General features: G+C 62.9%; 16 protein-coding genes and 1 pseudogene. 14 read left to right on the forward strand and 3 right to left on the reverse strand.

Features of this window, described 5'->3' with window-relative positions; all coding sequences use genetic code 11:
* Positions 1–221 precede the first annotated feature (221 nt).
* Genes ACFSQT_RS37215 through ACFSQT_RS37225 form a run of 3 tightly spaced genes read left to right on the forward strand, consistent with a single transcriptional unit; the run spans position 222 to position 4,660 of the window.
* Complete coding sequence (locus ACFSQT_RS37215) at positions 222–1,256, forward strand: ABC transporter permease (protein WP_379027001.1); 1,035 nt, start codon at positions 222–224, stop codon at positions 1,254–1,256.
* Positions 1,257–1,268: 12 nt separating this feature from the next.
* Positions 1,269–2,426 carry an ABC transporter permease gene (locus ACFSQT_RS37220; protein WP_379027002.1) on the forward strand — a complete coding sequence of 386 codons (1,158 nt, stop codon included), beginning with the start codon at positions 1,269–1,271 and terminating at the stop codon, positions 2,424–2,426.
* A gap of 47 nt (positions 2,427–2,473) precedes the next feature.
* Complete coding sequence (locus ACFSQT_RS37225; protein WP_379027003.1) at positions 2,474–4,660, forward strand: dipeptide ABC transporter ATP-binding protein; 2,187 nt, start codon at positions 2,474–2,476, stop codon at positions 4,658–4,660.
* An 88-nt stretch (positions 4,661–4,748) separates the two neighbouring features.
* Here the strand turns inward: ACFSQT_RS37225 and ACFSQT_RS37230 are convergent, their stop codons facing one another.
* A complete protein-coding gene (locus ACFSQT_RS37230) occupies positions 4,749–5,339 on the reverse strand; it encodes a transglycosylase SLT domain-containing protein (protein WP_379027004.1) in 591 nt (196 codons plus the stop codon).
* A gap of 217 nt (positions 5,340–5,556) precedes the next feature.
* Between ACFSQT_RS37230 and ACFSQT_RS37235 the strand changes: the two are divergent.
* A pseudogene (locus ACFSQT_RS37235) lies at positions 5,557–7,096 on the forward strand (trimethylamine methyltransferase family protein).
* Positions 7,097–7,153: 57 nt separating this feature from the next.
* Positions 7,154–9,580, forward strand: a complete 2,427-nt coding sequence (locus tag ACFSQT_RS37240; protein WP_379027005.1) for a GcvT family protein — start codon at positions 7,154–7,156, stop codon at positions 9,578–9,580.
* Between the two features lie 111 nt (positions 9,581–9,691).
* Here the strand turns inward: ACFSQT_RS37240 and ACFSQT_RS37245 are convergent, their stop codons facing one another.
* Complete coding sequence (locus tag ACFSQT_RS37245) at positions 9,692–10,084, reverse strand: DoxX family protein (RefSeq protein WP_379027006.1); 393 nt, start codon at positions 10,082–10,084, stop codon at positions 9,692–9,694.
* Between the two features lie 199 nt (positions 10,085–10,283).
* On the opposite strand from ACFSQT_RS37245, the gene ACFSQT_RS37250 reads away from it, so the two are divergent.
* Positions 10,284–10,772, forward strand: coding sequence for a hypothetical protein (locus tag ACFSQT_RS37250; RefSeq protein WP_379027007.1), 489 nt, complete (start codon positions 10,284–10,286; stop codon positions 10,770–10,772).
* Positions 10,773–10,853: 81 nt separating this feature from the next.
* Here ACFSQT_RS37250 and ACFSQT_RS37255 read toward each other — a convergent pair whose 3' ends face one another.
* Positions 10,854–11,630: a VOC family protein gene (locus ACFSQT_RS37255; protein ID WP_379027008.1), complete on the reverse strand. Its 777-nt coding sequence runs from the start codon at positions 11,628–11,630 to the stop codon at positions 10,854–10,856.
* A 173-nt stretch (positions 11,631–11,803) separates the two neighbouring features.
* On the opposite strand from ACFSQT_RS37255, the gene ACFSQT_RS37260 reads away from it, so the two are divergent.
* From ACFSQT_RS37260 to ACFSQT_RS37295, 8 genes are all read left to right on the forward strand, one after another.
* Complete coding sequence (locus ACFSQT_RS37260; protein WP_379027009.1) at positions 11,804–12,529, forward strand: gamma-glutamylcyclotransferase; 726 nt, start codon at positions 11,804–11,806, stop codon at positions 12,527–12,529.
* A 121-nt stretch (positions 12,530–12,650) separates the two neighbouring features.
* Entirely contained in the window at positions 12,651–14,006 is a 1,356-nt protein-coding gene (locus ACFSQT_RS37265) for an NAD(P)-dependent oxidoreductase (RefSeq protein ID WP_379027010.1), read from the forward strand.
* 4 nt (positions 14,007–14,010) lie between these two features.
* On the forward strand, positions 14,011–14,853 hold the full coding sequence (locus ACFSQT_RS37270) for a class I SAM-dependent methyltransferase (RefSeq protein ID WP_379027011.1): 843 nt from the start codon (positions 14,011–14,013) through the stop codon (positions 14,851–14,853).
* 13 nt (positions 14,854–14,866) lie between these two features.
* Positions 14,867–16,180: an NAD-dependent dihydropyrimidine dehydrogenase subunit PreA gene (preA, locus tag ACFSQT_RS37275; protein ID WP_379027012.1), complete on the forward strand. Its 1,314-nt coding sequence runs from the start codon at positions 14,867–14,869 to the stop codon at positions 16,178–16,180.
* 111 nt (positions 16,181–16,291) lie between these two features.
* Positions 16,292–16,810, forward strand: a complete 519-nt coding sequence (locus ACFSQT_RS37280; protein WP_379027013.1) for an RrF2 family transcriptional regulator — start codon at positions 16,292–16,294, stop codon at positions 16,808–16,810.
* Positions 16,811–16,821: 11 nt separating this feature from the next.
* Complete coding sequence (locus tag ACFSQT_RS37285) at positions 16,822–17,280, forward strand: carboxymuconolactone decarboxylase family protein (protein WP_379027014.1); 459 nt, start codon at positions 16,822–16,824, stop codon at positions 17,278–17,280.
* 88 nt (positions 17,281–17,368) lie between these two features.
* Positions 17,369–17,722: a DoxX family protein gene (locus tag ACFSQT_RS37290; protein ID WP_379027081.1), complete on the forward strand. Its 354-nt coding sequence runs from the start codon at positions 17,369–17,371 to the stop codon at positions 17,720–17,722.
* A 147-nt stretch (positions 17,723–17,869) separates the two neighbouring features.
* Positions 17,870–18,931 (forward strand): glycosyltransferase family 4 protein, encoded by a 1,062-nt coding sequence (locus tag ACFSQT_RS37295; protein ID WP_379027015.1) that lies wholly within the window; start codon positions 17,870–17,872, stop codon positions 18,929–18,931.
* Positions 18,932–18,936 lie beyond the last annotated feature (5 nt).

The following is an 18,936-nucleotide window of genomic DNA, read 5'->3' on the forward strand; positions in this document are numbered from 1 at the left end:
GAGCGATCGGGGAAAGGGGTGCTATGCCCCTTTCCCTCGCTCTTGCATGGTTCCAAAACCGGAAGTCGGCGCAGCAAAAAGGTGCGGACTTTTCGGGCATGATCGTGCAATAAAACAGAGTTGATCGCATTCGAGGGCCTGTTTGACAGCCAGTTCTGCCGTCGCGGCTGAGGTGGTTTTCCAGCAGGCTTCAACCCCAACCAGACCGGCAGGGGACCGCCATGCTTTCTTTCGTTATCAGGCGTCTCGGCACCATGGCATTGACGATGCTGTGCCTGACGATGGTCGTCTTCTTCCTGATCAACCTTGAACCCAACCTGAAGAAGCTGGCGATCAGCCAGACCGAAATGCATACGTCGGCCGAGCAGCTCGAGAGCTGGCTGGTCAACCATGGCTACCGGCAGAACTTCTTCGTCCGCTATGGGCAGTGGCTGGGCATCGTGCCCAAACAGCCGGTAACCGACCCGGCGACCGGCAAGCCGGCGCAGCGTTTCTCCTTCTGCAACGATCCGCTCGTGCCAACGTTCTCCGGCATTCTGCAGGGCGATTTCGGTTGCTCGACCAAGTTCAAGACCGCCGTGTCGTCGAAGCTGTTTCCGGCGCTGAGCGCCACCGGCGTCCTGATGCTCTGCGTTCTGCTGGTGATGGTGCCGATCTCGCTCCTGATCGGGATCCTTGCCGGCATGCGCGAAGGTTCGCGGACAGACCGGACGCTGTCGGTGGCCTCGATCGCCTCGACGGCGACACCCGAATATGTGTCGGGCGTCATCTTCACCGTCATCTTCGCCTCATGGCTTGGCTGGCTGAACGGTTCGGCGGCTTCGGCCAGCCAGGGCATCACCTTCTACAATTTCACCTTGCCGGTGATGACGCTGGCGATTTACGGCATCGGCTACATCGCCCGCATGACGCGCGCTTCGATGGTCGAGGTGATGACGCAGCAATATATCCGGACCGCCCGACTGAAGGGTCTCTCCTTCGGCAGCGTGGTGGTCAAACATGCGTTGCGCAACGCGCTGATTGCGCCGTTCACGGTCATCATGCTGCAGTTTCCCTGGCTGCTCACCGGCGTCGTCATCGTCGAGGTGATGTTCCGCTACCAGGGCTTTGGCTACACGCTGGTCGAGGCGGCGGGCAACAACGACATCGACTTGCTGCTCGGCTGCTCGCTGGTTTCGGTGTTCATCGTCTTGATCACGCAGCTCATTTCCGATGTAGGCTACGCGTTTCTCAATCCGCGTATCAGAGTTCAGTAGGAGGCGAAGCGGATGCCGGTCCAATATCTCAGTGCCTTCACCGTCGTTCTCGAAGTGCTGTCACGCTTCTGGCCGGTCTGGATCGCGCTTCTCATCGTCATGGGCGCGAGCTTCGCCTACAAGAAGAAGCTGGCGCTCTACGGCCAGCTGTTCGACAGCGGCGTCGGCATCGTCGGCGTCGGCATCTGCCTGTTCTGGCTGTTCACGGCGATCTTCGCCGCAACCATCTCGCCTTTCGATCCGTTGGCCCAAGTCCCCATCATGAAGGACGCGCTGCCGGGCGCCATCGAACCGCAATCGGGGCTGACCTATCTCTTCGGCGGCGACAAGCTGGCGCGCGACGTGTTTTCGCGCATGGTCTATGGCAGCCAGATCGTGCTGATTATCGCGCCTGCCGCGACGGGATTCGCGCTGATGGTCGGCATCACGCTTGGCCTGCCGGCCGGCTACTATGGCGGCAAGATCGACACGGTGCTGTCGTTCCTGGCCAATCTGGTGCTGGCCTTCCCGGTGATCCTGCTGTTTTACCTGCTGGTGACGCCGGGCATCATGGATACGCCGATCCCCTATGCCATGGCCGGCGTGTTCTTCCTGTTCCCGATCATCTTCTTTAGCGTGCTGTTCTGGACACGCTACAAGAACCGGCCGGACCGGCTCTACATCCTGCTCGGCATCACCCTGATTGTCGGCGGCTGGATCTATGCCGGACTGGTGTTTGACGCCGATCCGCTGAAGGTCGTGCATATCGATCCCAACCAGCTCAACATCTTCGTGGCGGTGGTGTTCGCCTCCAGCCCCGGCGTGTTCCGCATCGTGCGCGGCCTGGTGATGGACATCAAGACGCGCGACTATGTGGCGGCGGCGCAGACGCGCGGTGAATCGCCCTGGTACATCATGCTATGGGAAATCCTGCCCAATGCGCGCGGGCCGCTGATCGTCGATGCCTGCCTGCGCATCGGCTACACCACGATCCTGCTCGGTACGCTCGGATATTTCGGCCTTGGCCTGGCGCCGGAAAGCCCGGACTGGGGTACTGCGATCAAGGATGCCAGCCGGCTGTTGCGCTCCTTCATCCACCCGGCGCTGCCGCCGACGATCGCACTGATGTCGTTCGTGCTGGGGCTCAATTTGCTCGCCGACTCCTTGCGCGAACAATCGATGAAAGACTGATTGACGGGCGTCGGCCCGCATCTGGTAAAATTGGATTGGAGCGACCCATGAACGAGGCAGTTCGAAATCCGGCCCAGCCGATCATCGAGATCGAAAACCTGTCGATCTCCTTCTTCACCCGCAAGGGCGAGATCCCGGCCGTCATGGATTTTTCTTGCACGGTCATGCCGGGCGAGGCGATGGGCATCGTCGGCGAATCCGGCTGCGGCAAGTCGACCGTGTCGCTCGGCATCATGCGCGACCTCTCCAACATCGGAAAGATCGTCGGCGGCAAGATCAAGTTCCAGGGCAAGGATATGGGCGAGCTTTCAGACGAGGAACTGCGCGCCATCCGCGGCAACAAGATCGCCATGATCTACCAGGAGCCGATGGCCAGCCTCAATCCGGCGATGAAGGTCGGCCAGCAATTGATGGAAGTGCCGCTGATCCACGACAAGGTGTCGAAGGAAGAGGCTTACAAACGCGCCCTCGAAATGGTGCGTTCGGTCAAGCTGCCCGATCCCGAGCGCATGATGCGCTCCTATCCGCACCAGCTCTCCGGCGGCCAGCAGCAGCGCATCGTCATTGCCATGGCGCTGCTGTCGAAGCCGGCGCTGCTTTTGCTCGACGAGCCGACGACGGCGCTCGACGTGACGGTGGAGGCGGGCATCGTCGAACTGGTCAAGGGGCTCGGCGAGAAGTTCGGCACGTCGATGATCTTCGTCTCGCACAATCTCGGCCTGATCCTCGAGACCTGCGACCGCATCACGGTGATGTATTCGGGCGAAGCGGTCGAGACCGGCAAGATCAAGGACGTGTTCGACCGGATGCGCCATCCCTACACGCAAGGGCTGTTCCGCTCGATCCCGTTGCCCGGCGCCGACAAGAACTCGCGGCCGCTGATCTCCATTCCTGGGCAATTGCCGCTGCCGCACGAGCGGCCCAAGGGCTGCAATTTCGGCCCGCGCTGCCACCATTTCGTCGAGGGCGTCTGCAACGCCGCCGAAATCCCGATGATCGAGGTCGCGGGGCACGAAGGCCATTTCTCGCGTTGCGTGCGCTTCAACGAGATCGACTGGGAAGCGCTGCCACCCGGCGCCAAGAAGGTCAAAGAGCGCGTCGTGCCCGGCGCGCCGGTGCTCAAGATCGAGGATTTGAGAAAATACTACAAGGTCGGCGGCAGCGAGGTGTTCGGCTCGAGCGAGGGCCGCGTCGTCAAGGCCAACGAGACGATCTCGTTCATGGCGCGAGAATCCGAAACCGTCGCCATCGTCGGCGAATCCGGCTGCGGAAAGTCGACGCTGGCCAAGGTGCTGCTCGGACTGGAGACGGCAAGTGCCGGCACTGTGACGCTGGGCAACAAGGAAATCCAGTCGACCGGCATCGAGAGCCGCAGTGTCGAAACCGTGTCGTCAATCCAGATGGTGTTCCAGAACCCGTTCGACACGCTCAATCCCAGCCATTCTGTCGGTTCGCAGATCATCCGCACGCTGGAGAAATTCAATGTCGGCAAGACGGTCGCCGACCGCCGCAAGCGCATGCTGGAATTGCTCGACCTGGTGAAGCTGCCGCGGGCGTTCGAGACCCGCAAGCCGCGCCAGCTGTCCGGCGGCCAGAAGCAGCGCATCGGCGTGGCGCGCGCCTTTGCCGGCGATGCCAAGGTGGTGGTCGCCGACGAGCCGGTGTCGGCATTGGACGTGTCCGTGCAGGCGGCGGTGACCGAACTCCTGATGGACATCCAGCGCAAGAACAAGACGACGATGCTGTTCATCAGCCACGATCTGTCGGTCGTGCGCTACATCGCCGACCGAGTCGTCGTCATGTATCTGGGCTATATCGTCGAGCAGGGTACGACCGACCAGATCTTCGCGCCGCCCTATCACCCCTATACCGAGGCGCTGCTGTCGGCGATCCCGATTGCCGACACGAGCGTGGTGAAAAAGCACATCGTCCTCGAAGGCGACATCCCCTCGGCGATGAACCCGCCGACCGGCTGCCCGTTCCAGACGCGTTGCGGCTACAAGAAACTGGTGCCGGACAATCTGTGCGAGACCAAGGTGCCGCCCGTCAAGCATCTCGGCGACGGCCATATGAGCCTGTGCTGGCTGGCCGACGACGTGCTGGCCAAGATGGAGCCGGTGATCAAGTTCGACAAGGACCATGCCGCGCATGAGGGCGTGCCGGAAGACGCGCCGCCTGTTTCGGAGGCGCCCACTTCCACGCCCAAGCCTCCACGCGGCAAAAAGCCGAACTGACGGCGGAGGCTGTTTCTTTTGACCAATTCCGGACGGAAAACCGTTTCAAACTTTTCCTGGAATTGCTCCGGTCAGCGCAGCGGCTGGATCAATTGCCGCACTGGCTCAATTGCTGCGCATAGTCCCGCGCCATCTTTTCGGTGGCCCGGGCGTAGCCCTGGACGCCGGCATCGCCGCGGTTGCCGCGGCCATAGGCGGTCCAGCCGAGATAGTAGGCGAGATAGAGATTGTAGGTGTCGTTGCGGGCGACGCCATAGCTGTCTGCCGTCTTGGAATGATACCAGCCAACGAAATCGACCGCGTCGGCGAATTTTGTCCGCCGCGCCGCCCAGTTGCCAGTCTCCGTCTGATATTGCGACCAGGTGCCGTCCAGCGCCTGTGAGAACCCCTTGGCCGACGAGACGTGTTTCCACGGAATGAAGCCGAGCAGCTTGGTGCGCGGCGGCCGGGCATTGCTCTTGAAGCCGGATTCCTTGCGCACCGTCGCCATCAGCACGGGCACCGGCACGCCGTATTTCCGCTGCGTGCGCTCGGCGGCCGACTGCCAGTTGTCGAACCAGCCGTCGTTCTGGTCGAAGACGGCGCAGACATTGTTGATATGACTGGGCGCCGTGGCACAGGCCGAAAGCGCCAGCAGCACGCAAACCGCACCAATTTTACTAAAACTCGAGCTACGCATTGGAAGAGCAATAGGGCGAAAATATAAAAGGAATCTTGCTGCGTCCGTTAACGCGTCATCGGCGCATCCACTCGAGAAAACTCCATAGTAATAATCCGACGCATTTCGTCGCTTTTTCTAAACAGACATTGCAGAAATGCCGCCGTGGCTAAAATCACGCCCGCAAACGGCGCATTTCTGACAGCTTGCCTGGTTTGCCGGCGCTTTGATATCCGGCATGAACGAACCAAGACGCAAACGCGGCGCCGAGCGCACCAGCAACAGGGGGCCGTCGGCCATCCCGCAATTGCCGCTCAGGCGGGTGACCAATCCCTATCCGCCGATGGCGATGCTCTCGGACGACCAGATCGAGCAGATCCATCAGGCGTCGATGCACATATTGGAGAATTTCGGCATCGAGGTGATGAGCCCGCGCGCGCTGTCGCTGTTCGAGAAGGCAGGGGCCAGGGTCGATCATGCCTCAGCCAATGTCCGCATCGATCGCGGCCTGGTCGCCGAGGCGCTGAAGACAACGCAATCCAGCTACACGCTGATGCCGCGCAATCGGGCCAACGCCGTTCATCTCGGCGGCAACACCATCAACTTCACCCTCGTCGCCGGCCCCCCCCAATGTGCACGACATGGAGCGCGGCCGCCGTGCAGGCAATTTGCGCGACTACCGCGATCTCACCCGGCTGGCGCAGCATTTCAACTGCATCCACATGCTCGGCAACCAGGTCTGCGCGCCGGTGGAGCTGCCTGCGAACTCCCGCCATCTCGACACCTACTTCACCAATCTGACGCTGACCGACAAGAGTTTCCATGTCTCGGCGATCGGCCGGGGCAGGGCGCTGGACGGCATCGAGATGATGGCGATCGCGCGCGGGCTGACACTGGACCAGATGCGCGACGATCCCGGCGTCACCACCATCATCTCGGTCAACTCGCCGCGCCGCTTCGACGAGATGATGGCCGAGGGGCTGATGACCATGGCCGAATTCGGCCAGTCAGTGGCGGTGACGCCGTTCACGCTGATGGGCGCCATGAGCCCGGTGACACTGGCCGGCGCGCTGGCGCAGCAGAATGCCGAGGCGCTGTTCGGCGTCGTGCTGACGCAGCTTGTGCGTCCGGGCGCACCAGTCATGTACGGCGCCTTCACCTCCAATGTCGACATGAAGTCGGGCGCGCCGGCCTTCGGCACGCCCGAAAACACCAAGGCCAACATCGCGTCCGGGCAACTGGCGCGGCGCTACGGACTGCCCTACCGCACGACGCCGGGCTCGGCCTCCAACGCCGCCGATGCACAAGGCGCCTATGAGACGCTGATGGCGCTGTGGGGCGCGGTGCTCGGCCATGGCAACCTCGTCTATCATGCCGCCGGCTGGCAGGAGGGCGGCCTGACGGCATCGTTCGAGAAGCTCATCATCGATGTCGAGATGATCCAGCACATGATGGAGTTTTTGCGCCCGATCGAGGTCAACGAGGCCGAGCTTGCCGTCGAAGCGCTGGGCGCGGTGCCGACCGGCGGTCATTTCTTCGGCGAGCCGCACACGCTGGAGCGCTACGCCACCGCCTTCTACCAGCCGATGCTGTCCAACTGGCAGAACTACGAAGCCTGGCAGGAGGCCGGCGGGCTCGACGCGACGGCGCGTGCGACGCGGCTGTGGAAGAAGGCGCTGGAGGATTATGTCGAGCCGGTGATGGATATCGCCGTGCGCGAGGCGCTTGAGGCTTACATGGCCAGGCGCAAGGAAGCGATCGGGCAGGGCGAGCCGTGATACCTCCCATATCGATACATCTCACCCATCCAACTCACTGATATCAGAGAAAAATCCATGAAATCGCATGCAAAGGTCGTGGTCATTGGCGGCGGTGTCGTCGGGTGCTCCGTGCTGTTCCATCTGGCCCGCCATGGCTGGACGGACGTCGTTCTTCTGGAACGCGACGAACTGACCTCGGGTTCGACCTGGCACGCGGCCGGCGGCATGCACACGATCAATGGCGACCCCAACGTCGCCAAGCTGCAGAAATACACGATCGGCCTCTACAAGGAGATCGAGGAGCTTTCCGGCCAGGCGACCGGCGTGCATCTGACCGGCGGCGTGCTTCTGGCGGCGACCGAGGCGCGGCTGGACTGGCTGCGCGGCGTCGTCGCCAAGGGCCGCTATCTCGGCATCGAGCTTGAGGAGATCTCGCCGAAAGAGGCGGCCGAGCTGATGCCGCTGCTCGATCCCAAGCAGTTCGTCGGCGCTGTCAGAAACAAGGAGGACGGTCATCTCGATCCGTCGGGGGTCACCCACGCCTATGCCAAGGCCGCGCGGAAGTTGGGCGCGGAGGTCGAGCGCTTCACCAAGGTGGAGGACATCGTGCGGCGCGCCGACGGGATGTGGCGCGTCATCACCAACAAGGGCGAGGTGGTGGCCGAGCATGTCGTCAATGCCGGCGGCCTGTGGGCGCGCGAGGTCGGCCGCATGGTTGGCCTCGAACTGCCGGTGCTGGCGATGGAGCACATGTACCTGATCACCGAGGACATGCCGGAGGTCGCCGCCTGGAACGCCAAGACCGGCACCGAGATCATCCACGCGGTCGATTTCGATGGCGAGCTCTATCTGCGCCAGGAGCGTGGCGGCATGCTGATGGGCACCTATGAGAAGGCCAACAAGCCGTGGTCCGAGTTCCAGACGCCATGGAATTTCGGCCATGAATTGCTGGCGCCGGACATCGACCGCATCGCGCCGTCGCTGGAGGTCGGGTTCCGGCATTTCCCGGCCTTCCAGAACACCGGCATCAAGCAGATCATCAACGGGCCTTTCACCTTCGCACCCGATGGCAACCCGCTGGTCGGGCCGGTGCGGGGCCTGCCGGGCTTCTGGGTCGCCTGCGGTGTCATGGCCGGCTTCAGCCAAGGCGGCGGCGTCGGCCTGGCGCTGTCCAACTGGATGATCGAAGGCGATCCCGGCGCCGATATCTGGGCGATGGATGTCGCGCGTTATGGCGATTGGGCGACGATGGCCTACACCAACGCCAAGGTGCGCGAGAACTATTCCAGGCGTTTTTCGATCCGCTTCCCCAATGAGGAACTGCCGGCCGGGCGGCCGCTGAAGACGACGCCGGTTTACGATTTGTTGTCCGCCAAAGGGGCGCAGTGGGGCGTCGCCTATGGGCTGGAGGTGCCGCTCTGGTATGCGCCCGAAGGCGTCAAGGACGAGTTCTCGTGGCGCCGCTCGAGCGATTTCACACAGGTCGCCAGGGAGGTCGCGACCGTTCGCGATGGTGTCGGCCTGTCCGAGATTTCAAGCTTCGCCAAATACAAGGTGACGGGCGAGGGGGCCGCCGCCTGGCTCGACCGGATGCTCGCCTGCAAACTGCCGAAGCCCGGCCGTATGACGCTGGCACCGATGCTGAAGGAAGACGGCAAGCTGATCGGTGATTTCACGCTCGCCAATCTCGATGGCGAAGGCTGGTTCCTCGCCGGCTCCGGCATCGCCGAGCAATACCATATGCGCTGGTTCGAGAAGCATTTGCCCGACGATGGTTCGGTGCATGTCGAGGCGCTGGGCCAGAAACTCACCGGCCTGTCGATTGCCGGGCCGACGGCGCGGGATGTGCTAGCGAAAGCCACGCGCTCGGACGTGTCGAATGCCGCGTTTCCGTTCATGGCCATGGGCAGGATGGACATCGGCATGGCGCCTTGCCTGGTCGGCCGCGTCAGCTACACCGGCGATCTCGGCTACGAGATGTGGGTGCCGCCGGAGTATCAGCGCGCCGCATTCCAGGCCTTGATGGCGGCCGGGGCGGAGTTCGGCATCGGCCTGTTCGGATCGCGTGCGCTCAACGCGCTCAGGCTCGAGAAGAACTACGGCTCATGGGGGCGCGAGTACCGGCCGATCTATGGGCCGCTGGAAGCCGGTCTCGACTGCTTCGTTGCCTATAGCAAGGAAGCGGATTTCATCGGCAAGGCCGCGGCACTCGCCGAGCGCAAGCAAGGCGGCAAGCTGCGGCTGCGCGCCTTCATCGTCGATGCCGACGACGCCGATGTCATCGGCGACGAGCCGATCTGGTTCGGCGGCGCGGTGCGCGGCTGGGTCACTTCGGGCGGCTACGCGCATCACTCGAAACAATCCGTCGCCGTCGGCTATGTGCCGAAGGAGATCGCCGACGAGAGCGACGGCTTCGAGATCGAGTTGCTGGGCAAACGCCATGCCGCGCGCATGCAGGCGGCGCCGCTGTTCGATACCAATTTCGAGCGGATGCGCGCGTGAAGCGCTTCGGCTTTGCCGATGCGCTTCAGGTTCTTTTTATGCATGTCGTTGTCCCAAAACCGCTGGCACTTTTGGGCGACATGCATTGGGCGCGCATCCCTTTCAAGACGGTCAGGCGCTGCGGCGAGTGTCCAGCGCAAAAGCACCGGCGCCGGCAAACACCAGATAGAGGAAGATGAAGCAGAACGAGATCGCCAGATCGCCGCCGTTGTTGACGGGGAAGAAGTCGCGCGGCATGTGCGCCATGAAATAGGCGATCGCCATTTCGCCGGCCAGCAGGAACGCGACCGGGCGGGTGAACAGGCCCAGCGCCAGCAGGATACCGCCGGCGAATTCGAGAATTCCAGCAGCGAGTGTCAGCCCGGTGAGGGCGTGGGGTTGGTCGCCGACCGGAAAATTGAACAATTTCTGGCTGCCGTGTTCGATGAACTGCAGCGCGGTCATGATGCGCAGCACGCCCAGAGCCTGCGGCTGGTATTTGGCGAGGCTTTCGAAAAGCTTCATAAATGACTCCATTTTGCTTCCGGACCGGCCATAAATTATCGCCCGGCAATGGACCATTCACTTCCCATGGCCTGCCATCAACAATCGGTGATTGGAAATGTTCCCCGGTTTGACCTTTCATATTGTTCTCGCCAGGGTTGCATTCATATCGCCATGGTTGTATTGATATGGACACTCTAAACCGTGGGGTTCCTTAGCTATGAAAAAAGTCGCCATCAGCCTATTCGCAATCCTTGCAGGGACCAGCTTCGCCATGGCCGAGGATGCCGGCTGCGAGGCCTTCAAATGGCCGGTGACGCGGGAACAGGCGTTGTTTGCCGCCGCGCCTGCAACGCCGTCTGGAGCGATGCTTGCGGTGGGCGCTGCCGCGGATCTGGCGCTGGTCCCGGCGGAGCAAGCCGGTTTTACGCTACCGCCCGAACATGCCCCCGCATCAGGCACGTTCGGTGCCGTGGCCAGCGTGGTGGTGCCGCCCGAGGGCACCATCCAGATAAGCCTGTCGGGCGAGGCCTGGGTCGATGTCATCCAGGACGGCCACGCCGTGAAGTCGGCGGGCTACAGCGGCGTGAAGACCTGTCCGAGCATCCGCAAGAGCGTGCGTTTCAAGCTTGCTGCCGGCCCGGCCACCGTCCAGTTCAGCGGCGCGAAAAAGGCTGAGCTGAAGGTCGCGGTGCTGACGCCGGAATAGACGGCCAGGCAGAGGAACGCGGCCTTTCATCACTGGTGCGATGAAAGGCCGGCGCTTCGTACCCACCGGTGGTGATCGCCGTCAGCGCACCGGCGCCATCAATGCGAAATGGGCGCCTTGCGGATCCTGGCACTGCACGACCCAGCTGCCGCCGGGGACCTCCATCGGGCCCATCAGGATCTTGCCGCCATTGTCGGTCACCCGCTTGGTCGCCGCGTCGATGGCCGGAACGTTGAAATAGAACTGCCAGACCGGGACCGGGATCTGTTCAGGCTTGTTCATGATACCGCCTCCGGATTCGGGGCCGGCGGTGAAGGTCTGGTAGGTGCCCATCGGGCCCATGTCGAAATCGCCGGCATCGACCCAGCCGAACTGGTCGGAATAGAAATCGAACGCCGCCTTCCAATCCGATGTGTAAAGCTCGTGCCAGCCGATATGGCCTGGCGTGCTGGCCGGCACGATGGGCTGGTCAGGGCCGTTCGGCTGCAGGAACATGAAGGTGGCGCCTTGCGGATCGGCGACGACGGCAAAGCGGCCGACGCCCGGAATGTCGTCGGGCCGGCGGTGAACCTTACCGCCAGCTTTCTCCAGCGATGCCGTCGCGGCATCGACATCCCTGGTATGGATGTAGCCGAGCCAGGCGGGCGGCATGCCCATCTTGGCGGCGTCCTCGGGTATCGTCATCAGCCCGCCGACGCCACGCTCGCCGACATTCATGACGATATAGCGCGGCATGCCCGGAGCCTTGTCGAAAGGCTGCGCCGTCCAGCCGACCACCTTGGTGTAGAACGCCTCGGCGGCGTCGAGGTCTGTGGTCATCAATTCGTACCAGAAGAAGGGCATCGGGGATTTTGGCATGGTCGGTCTCCTCACCGGTTATGCATTGATCGTCGGTCGATCCATCCTAGGACGATCTTCTCGATGGAAATCCGACAACCGCCCAAACAATAATGTCGATCCATGACAAGCGTTCCCAGGTTGCGCGCCCAGCGGTTTTCGATTTCTCTGCGGTATCGAGGGGGTGTCGTTTCATGCGCCGGATGTCGCTCACGCCTGAGCTTGTCGCATTGTGTCATCGGGAGGAGGCCGATCCTGGCCCGGACCCGAGCTGGACCGAGTTGAAAGACGAGGATTTCCGGCCCCTTGCCTTGCGGCTGTCCGGTGAAGCCGACGAGGGGCCGCTTTGGGTATTCGCCTATGGATCGCTGATCTGGAAGCCGGAGTTCGAGTCGGTCGAACGACAGCGGGCCACCGCTTTCGGCTGGCATCGCTCTTTCTGCCTCGACATGGTCCGTTGGCGCGGCAGCGCCGAGCAGCCGGGGCTGATGATGGCGCTCGAACGGGGCGGACGATGCAACGGCGTGATCTACCGCTTGCCGGAGGGCGAAAAACCGGCCCAGATCGAAAGGCTACTGCGGCGCGAGATCAGCGACCACGAAAGTATCGACACGGTCAGGTGGCTGCCGGTGCATACGGCACAAGGGTCGCTGCGGGCGCTTGGCTTCTGGGTTGGCGTGAAGGGCAGGGGAACGTCACTGAACCAGCCGTTGGACAGGGTGGCGAGCGTGCTGGCCAGAGCCTGCGGGCATATCGGGTCCGGCGCCGAATATCTCTACAACACGGTCAGTCATCTCGAAGCGTTCGGCATCCACGACCGCAATCTGTGGCGGTTGCAGGAACTGGTCGCGGACGAGGTTCGGGCTATCCATGGCCGCGCTGTCGAGCCCAGCCACTCGCTGACGCTGCAAACGCCATAACATGAGTAAAAATATCATGTTTTTATTCAGTCTTTTCATGACCTTGCACCGAAAATTGACCAATTGATAAAAAAATAAAACGTGCTAGCCTTCCCCAAAACGAAAATATGGGGAACTGACGATGCCAGAAGGCCAGTTCAAGGAAGGTATTGCCGGCGGCCGGCTTGCGGCCGACCAGTATGCGGACAATTTTTCCGACCTGCACCCGCCGCTCGATCATCACGAGGCGCTGGTCGAATCCGACCGCTGCTATTTCTGCTACGACGCGCCGTGCATGAATGCATGCCCGACCTCGATCGACATTCCCCTGTTCATCCGCCAGATCTCGACCGGCAATCCGATCGGTTCGGCCAAGACCATCTTCGACCAGAACATTCTGGGCGGCATGTGCGCCCGCGTCTGCCCGACCGAGACGCTCTGCGAGGAGGTCTGCGTGCGCGAAGTGGCGGAAGGCAAGCCGGTGCAGATCGGCCGCCTGCAGCGCTACGCCACCGATGTCGCGATGAGCGAGAACAAGCAGTTTTACCAACGCGCCACTGCCACCGGCAAGACGGTTGCGGTGGTCGGCGCCGGGCCGGCAGGCCTTGCCGCCGCGCACCGGCTTGCTCGTCATGGTCATGACGTGACCATCCTGGAGGCACGTCCGAAGGCCGGCGGGCTTAACGAGTATGGCATTGCCGCCTACAAGAGCGTCGACAATTTCGCCCAGGCCGAGGTCGACTACGTCACTGCCATCGGCGGCATCGACATCCAGAACGGCAAGGCGCTTGGCCGTGACTATCAGCTGTCCGACCTGATCCGGAACTATGACGCGGTGTTTCTCGGCATGGGGCTTGGCGGCGTCAATGCGCTGCGCGCCGACGGCGAGGATGCCGACGGCGTCACCAATGCGGTCGAGTTCATTGCCGAACTGCGGCAGGCCAGTGATCTCGCCAGCCTGCCGGTCGGCCGCCGCGTCGTCGTCATCGGCGGTGGCATGACGGCGATCGACGCGGCCGTGCAGTCGAAGCTGCTCGGCGCCGAGGAGGTGACGATCTGCTACCGGCGTGGCCAGGAGCACATGAACGCTTCCGGGTTCGAGCAGGATCTGGCCGCCGCCAACGGCGTCACCATCCGCCACTGGCTGCAGCCGAAGCGGGTGATTGCCGAAGGCGGCAAGGTGTCTGCCATCGAACTCGAATACACCGCCATGAACGGCGACAGGCTTGCCGGCACCGGCGAGAGGCTGACGCTCGTTGCCGACCAGGTGTTCAAGGCGATCGGCCAGAGTTTCGTGCCGGCCGCGCTCAATGGCAGCGGTGCCGAGATCGAACTCGAAGCCGGCCGCATCAAGGTCGATGCGGAAGGACGCACCTCGCTCGCCAAGGTCTGGGCCGGCGGCGACTGCATCTTCGGCGGCGACGACCTGACCGTCTCGGCGGTCGCGCAAGGCCGCGACGCGGCGGAGAGCATCCACAGGAGCCTCTCTCAGGGATAGGATCATGGCCACGGTGGAACCGGGCATCGCCCGTCACTACGACATATCGGGTCTGGAGGAGCGGATCCTTGCCGCGTTCGCCGATAGGGGTGTGGACGTTGCCCATCTGCGCGCCAGCGATCTCGAGGCGGTCGACGAATTTCACATCGGCGGCTTCGCCGCCACCAGGGAACTCATCGAGCAGATGGGGCTGAAGCCGGGGGCCAAGGTTCTCGACATTGGATCAGGCGTGGGCGGTCCGGCCCGCTTTGTCGCCAACAGCGTTGGCGCCGATGTCACCGGCATCGACCTGACGCAGAGCTATGTCGATATCGCGACCAGCCTGTCGAAGAGAACCGGGATGGCCGGCAAGACGCGGTTCGTGCAAGGCAGCGCGCTGGACATGCCATTCGCGGATGCCAGCTTCGATGCGGCTGTCATCCTGCATGTCGGTATGAACCTTCCCGACAAGCCGAGGCTGATGAGCGAGGCTGCCCGCGTGCTGCAGCCGGGTGGTGTTTTCGCCGTCTACGATGTGATGCGCCTGAAAGACGGAGCGCTGACCTATCCGCTGCCATGGGCATCGGATGAAACCATGTCCTTCGTCGCAACGCCTGACGTCTATCGCTCGGCTGCGGTCGCCGCCGGGTTCTCGGTGACCGCCGAGCGTCCGCGCGGCGCCTTTGCCATCGAGTTCTTCGCGACGATGCGTGCGCGAATGGCTGCCGCGCAAGCGGAAGGCAACAAGCCGCCGCTCGGCGTCGGCCTCATCATGGGCGAGGACGCCCGCACCAAGATCGCCAATATCACCGCCGCGCTTGAAGGCGGCATTCTTGCACCCGTCGAACTGCTCCTTCGTCTCGGTTGAAAGGGGACCTGTCATGGCAGACATCCGCAACAATTTTGTCGGCATCAAATCGCCCAATCCGTTCTGGCTGGCCTCGGCGCCGCCGACCGACAAGGCCTACAACGTGATCCGTGCCTTCAAGGCCGGCTGGGGCGGCGTGGTGTGGAAGACGCTGGGCGAGGAGGGCCCGCCGGTGGTCAACGTCAACGGCCCGCGCTACGGCGCGATCTGGGGCGCCGACCGGCGCCTGCTCGGCCTCAACAACATCGAGCTGATCACCGACCGCGACCTGCAGGTCAATCTGCGCGAGATCAAGCAGGTCAAGAAGGACTGGCCCGACCGCGCCATCGTCGTCTCGCTGATGGTGCCTTGCGTCGAGGAGAGCTGGAAGGCGATCCTGCCGGTGGTCGAGGAGACCGAGGCCGACGGCATCGAGCTCAATTTCGGCTGCCCGCACGGTATGTCGGAGCGCGGCATGGGTGCCGCCGTCGGCCAGGTGCCGGAATACATCGAAATGGTGGTGCGCTGGTGCAAGGCCAACACCCGCATGCCGGTCATCACCAAGCTGACGCCCAACATCACCGATGTGCGCAAGCCGGCGCGCGCCGCCCTTGCCGGCGGCACCGACGCGGTGTCGCTGATCAACACCATCAATTCGATCACCGGCGTCGACCTCGACAGTTTCGCGCCGCAGCCGACCATCGACGGCAAGGGCTCGCATGGCGGCTATTGCGGCCCGGCGGTGAAGCCGATCGCCATGAACATGGTGGCCGAGATCGCGCGTGATCCCGAAACTCACGGCCTGCCGATCTCCGGCATCGGCGGCATCACCACCTGGCGCGATGCGGCTGAGTTCATGGCGCTCGGCGCCGGCAATGTGCAGGTCTGCACGGCAGCGATGACCTACGGCTTCAAGATCGTGCAGGAGATGATCGCCGGTCTGGAGAACTGGATGGACGAGAAGGGCCATGCCTCGCTCGACGACATTGTCGGCCGCGCCACGCCCAACGTCACCGACTGGCAGTACCTTAACCTCAACTATGTCGCCAAGGCCCGTATCGACCAGGACGCCTGCATCAAATGCGGCCGCTGCCACATCGCCTGCGAGGACACCTCGCATCAGGCGATCACCAGCATGGTCGATGGCAAGAGACACTTCGAGGTGATCGAGGCCGAATGCGTCGGCTGCAATCTGTGCGTCAATGTCTGCCCGGTCGAGAACTGCATCACCATGGAGCCGCTGGCGGCCGGCGTCATGGACCAGCGCACCGGCAAGCCGGTGTCGCCGATCTATGCGAACTGGACGACCCACCCGAACAATCCGATGGCCAAGGTGGCGGCGGAGTAGGGGCTGCCATTCGTCGAAAAAAGCGGCGCCTTCGGGCGCCGTTTTTCATTTTCCTATTGCAGATAGCAAGTATCCACGATAAAAGATATCCATGAATTGGAGATCGACACGATGAAGCTGGGCGAGGGCGTTGAAGCGGCCATCCACTGCGCCGCCATGCTGGCCGGCGTCGACGGCGACGCGACGATATCGGGCGCCGCGATGGCGGAGGCCTTTGGCCTGTCGCCGAGCTATCTCCTGAAGCATCTCAACATGCTGAGCGCGGCGCGTATCCTGGAATCGGTCTCGGGCCCGGCCGGTGGCTACCGGTTGGCGCGGCCGGCCGAGCGCATCACACTGCTCGATATCGTGCTCGCCGTCGAAGGGCGCGAGCCGGCCTTTCGGTGTGGCGAGATCCGCCGCAACGGTCCGGTCAGGCTCGATGCCTCGGCCTATGTCAAACTGTGCGGCATCAATGTCGCGATGCTGAAGGCCGAGCGCGCTTATCGCGCGGCGCTCGCCGAGGCAAAGCTGTCCGACATCGTGGCGGAATACATGACCGATGCCGATCCGCGTTCGGTCGCCGCCGGCTGCGCCTTCGTGGCGCGCCATCAGCGGCCGCGGAAATCCAGTTCAACCAAGCAAGCGTAAAGGACAGTCGAATGAAACAGAGGCTGCAATTTTTTGCCAAGGCGCCGGAAATCATGAAAGCGGTGTCGGCGCTCAACAAGGCGGTCGATGAATGCGGGCTCGAGGTGAGTTTGCTGCACCTGATCAAATTGCGGGCATCACAGATCAATGGCTGCTCGTTCTGCGTCGAAATGCACAGCCGCGAGGCGAGGCACGACGGCGAGACCGAGCAACGGCTCTATCTGGTTTCAGCCTGGAAGGAATCGCCGCTGTTTTCCGAGCGCGAACGCGCCGCCTTCGCCTGGACCGAGGCCGTCACTTTGATCGCCAACAACGGCGTGTCGGACGAACTCTATGCCAAGACGCTCGAGCATTTTTCGGAAGAAGAGCTGGTCAAGCTGTCCGTCGCGCTCGGCATGATCAACACCTGGAACCGGCTCTGCATCCCGTTCCACGCCCTTCATCCGATGCCGGCGGCCAAGGCGGCCTGATTGAGCGATTGTGTTTTGGAGCGCCGTCGAGGAGGCGGCGCTCCAGTTGTTCTAAAAGGGAGAGTTTGATGCCCGTCGATTTTCGGCCCTGTTGGTTCTCGGCCGCCTGTTGCTCGGCGCAGCCTTCATCTTCGCCGGCCTGCGCAACATCCAGAACGCGACCTTCCTGACCCAACTGATAGCCGCGCGCGGCGTGCCGCAGGCGCGGTTGGCGCTGTCGGCCGGCATTGTCCTGCAGATCATTGCCGGCGCCTTGGTGATAGCAGGCGTCTGGACGGCAATTGCCTGCGCGGTGCTGCTGCTGTTCCTCGTGGTTGCCACGCCGATGTTCCACAATTTCTGGGACCACCGAGGCCCGGAACGCGCTTCGCGCATCAATGGCTTCGTCGGCAATGTCGCGCTGGGCGGTGGTTTTCTGACGCTGATCGCGCAATCTGTATGACCGAGCCGACGGTGGCCGCCATTTCCCTTGGATGCGCGGTTCGATAGCGACCGCGGCACGGTAGCGCCGCCGCATCGATCTTAAATCGGAACCAATCGGGCCGTTGACGCATTTCGCACCTGTATGCCGAGCATCCCGGGATGAAATATGAAAATTGCCCATGTCGCGCCGCTTTATGAATCGGTGCCGCCACGGCTTTATGGCGGTACCGAGCGCATCGTCTCGTATCTGACCGAAGCGCTGGTCGATCTGGGTCACGAGGTGACGCTGTTTGCCAGCGGCGACAGCCAGACCTCCGCGAAGCTGGTGGCTGGCCGGGAATGCGCCCTTCGCCTCGATCCGCGTCCGCTCAAATCCGAGATCGCGGCGCATCTTTCGATGCTCGCCGAGGTGCGCAAACGCGCGCGAGAGTTTGACGTCATCCACTTCCACCTCAGCCACTTCCTGCACTTTTCCTTCTTCGAGGACATGGCGCAGCGGACGGTGACGACGCCGCATGGCAGGCTGGACTATGTCGACCTGGCGCCGGCCTATGAGCGTTTCCCGCGCTTTCCGATGATTTCCATTTCGCACAGCCAGAAGGCAGGCCTTGCCAGGGCCAACTGGTTGGCGACGGTCCACCACGGACTGCCGACCAATATCTACGAACCGACTTTCGAGACGACGCGCGAAGTACCCTATCTCGCCTTCCTCGGCCGGCTTTCACGCGACAAGCGCCCGGATCGCGCCATCGAGATCGCCTTGCGGTCGGGGCTCAGGCTGAAGCTTGCAGCAAAGATCGGCGACGACGATCGCGCCTATTTCCACGAGGTGGTCGAGCCTTTGCTCGACGACGATCGTATCGACTATGTCGGCGAGATCGAGGAGGGCGAGAAGGCGAAGTTTCTCGGCAACGCTGCCGGTCTGCTGTTCCCGATCGACTGGCCGGAGCCGTTCGGACTTGCCGCCATCGAGGCAATGGCTTGCGGCACGCCGGTGATCGCCTGGAATTGCGGCGCACTGCCCGAGATCATCGATCAGGGCGTGACCGGCTTTGTCGCTGACACAATGGATGACGCCGTCGCCGCGGTGCCGGGCTTGCTGCGGCTCGACAGGCGAAAGGTGAGAGCTGTTTTCGAAAAGCGCTTTTCCGCCAGAAGAATGGCCGGCGACTATCTGGCCGCCTATGCGCGCCTGACCGGCGTCCCGAGTGAGGCGAAGGCGTCGTGAGCAGC

Origin of the sequence: Mesorhizobium calcicola, assembly GCF_042682105.1 — a bacterium.
Classification (GTDB): Bacteria; Pseudomonadota; Alphaproteobacteria; order Rhizobiales; family Rhizobiaceae; genus Mesorhizobium; species Mesorhizobium calcicola.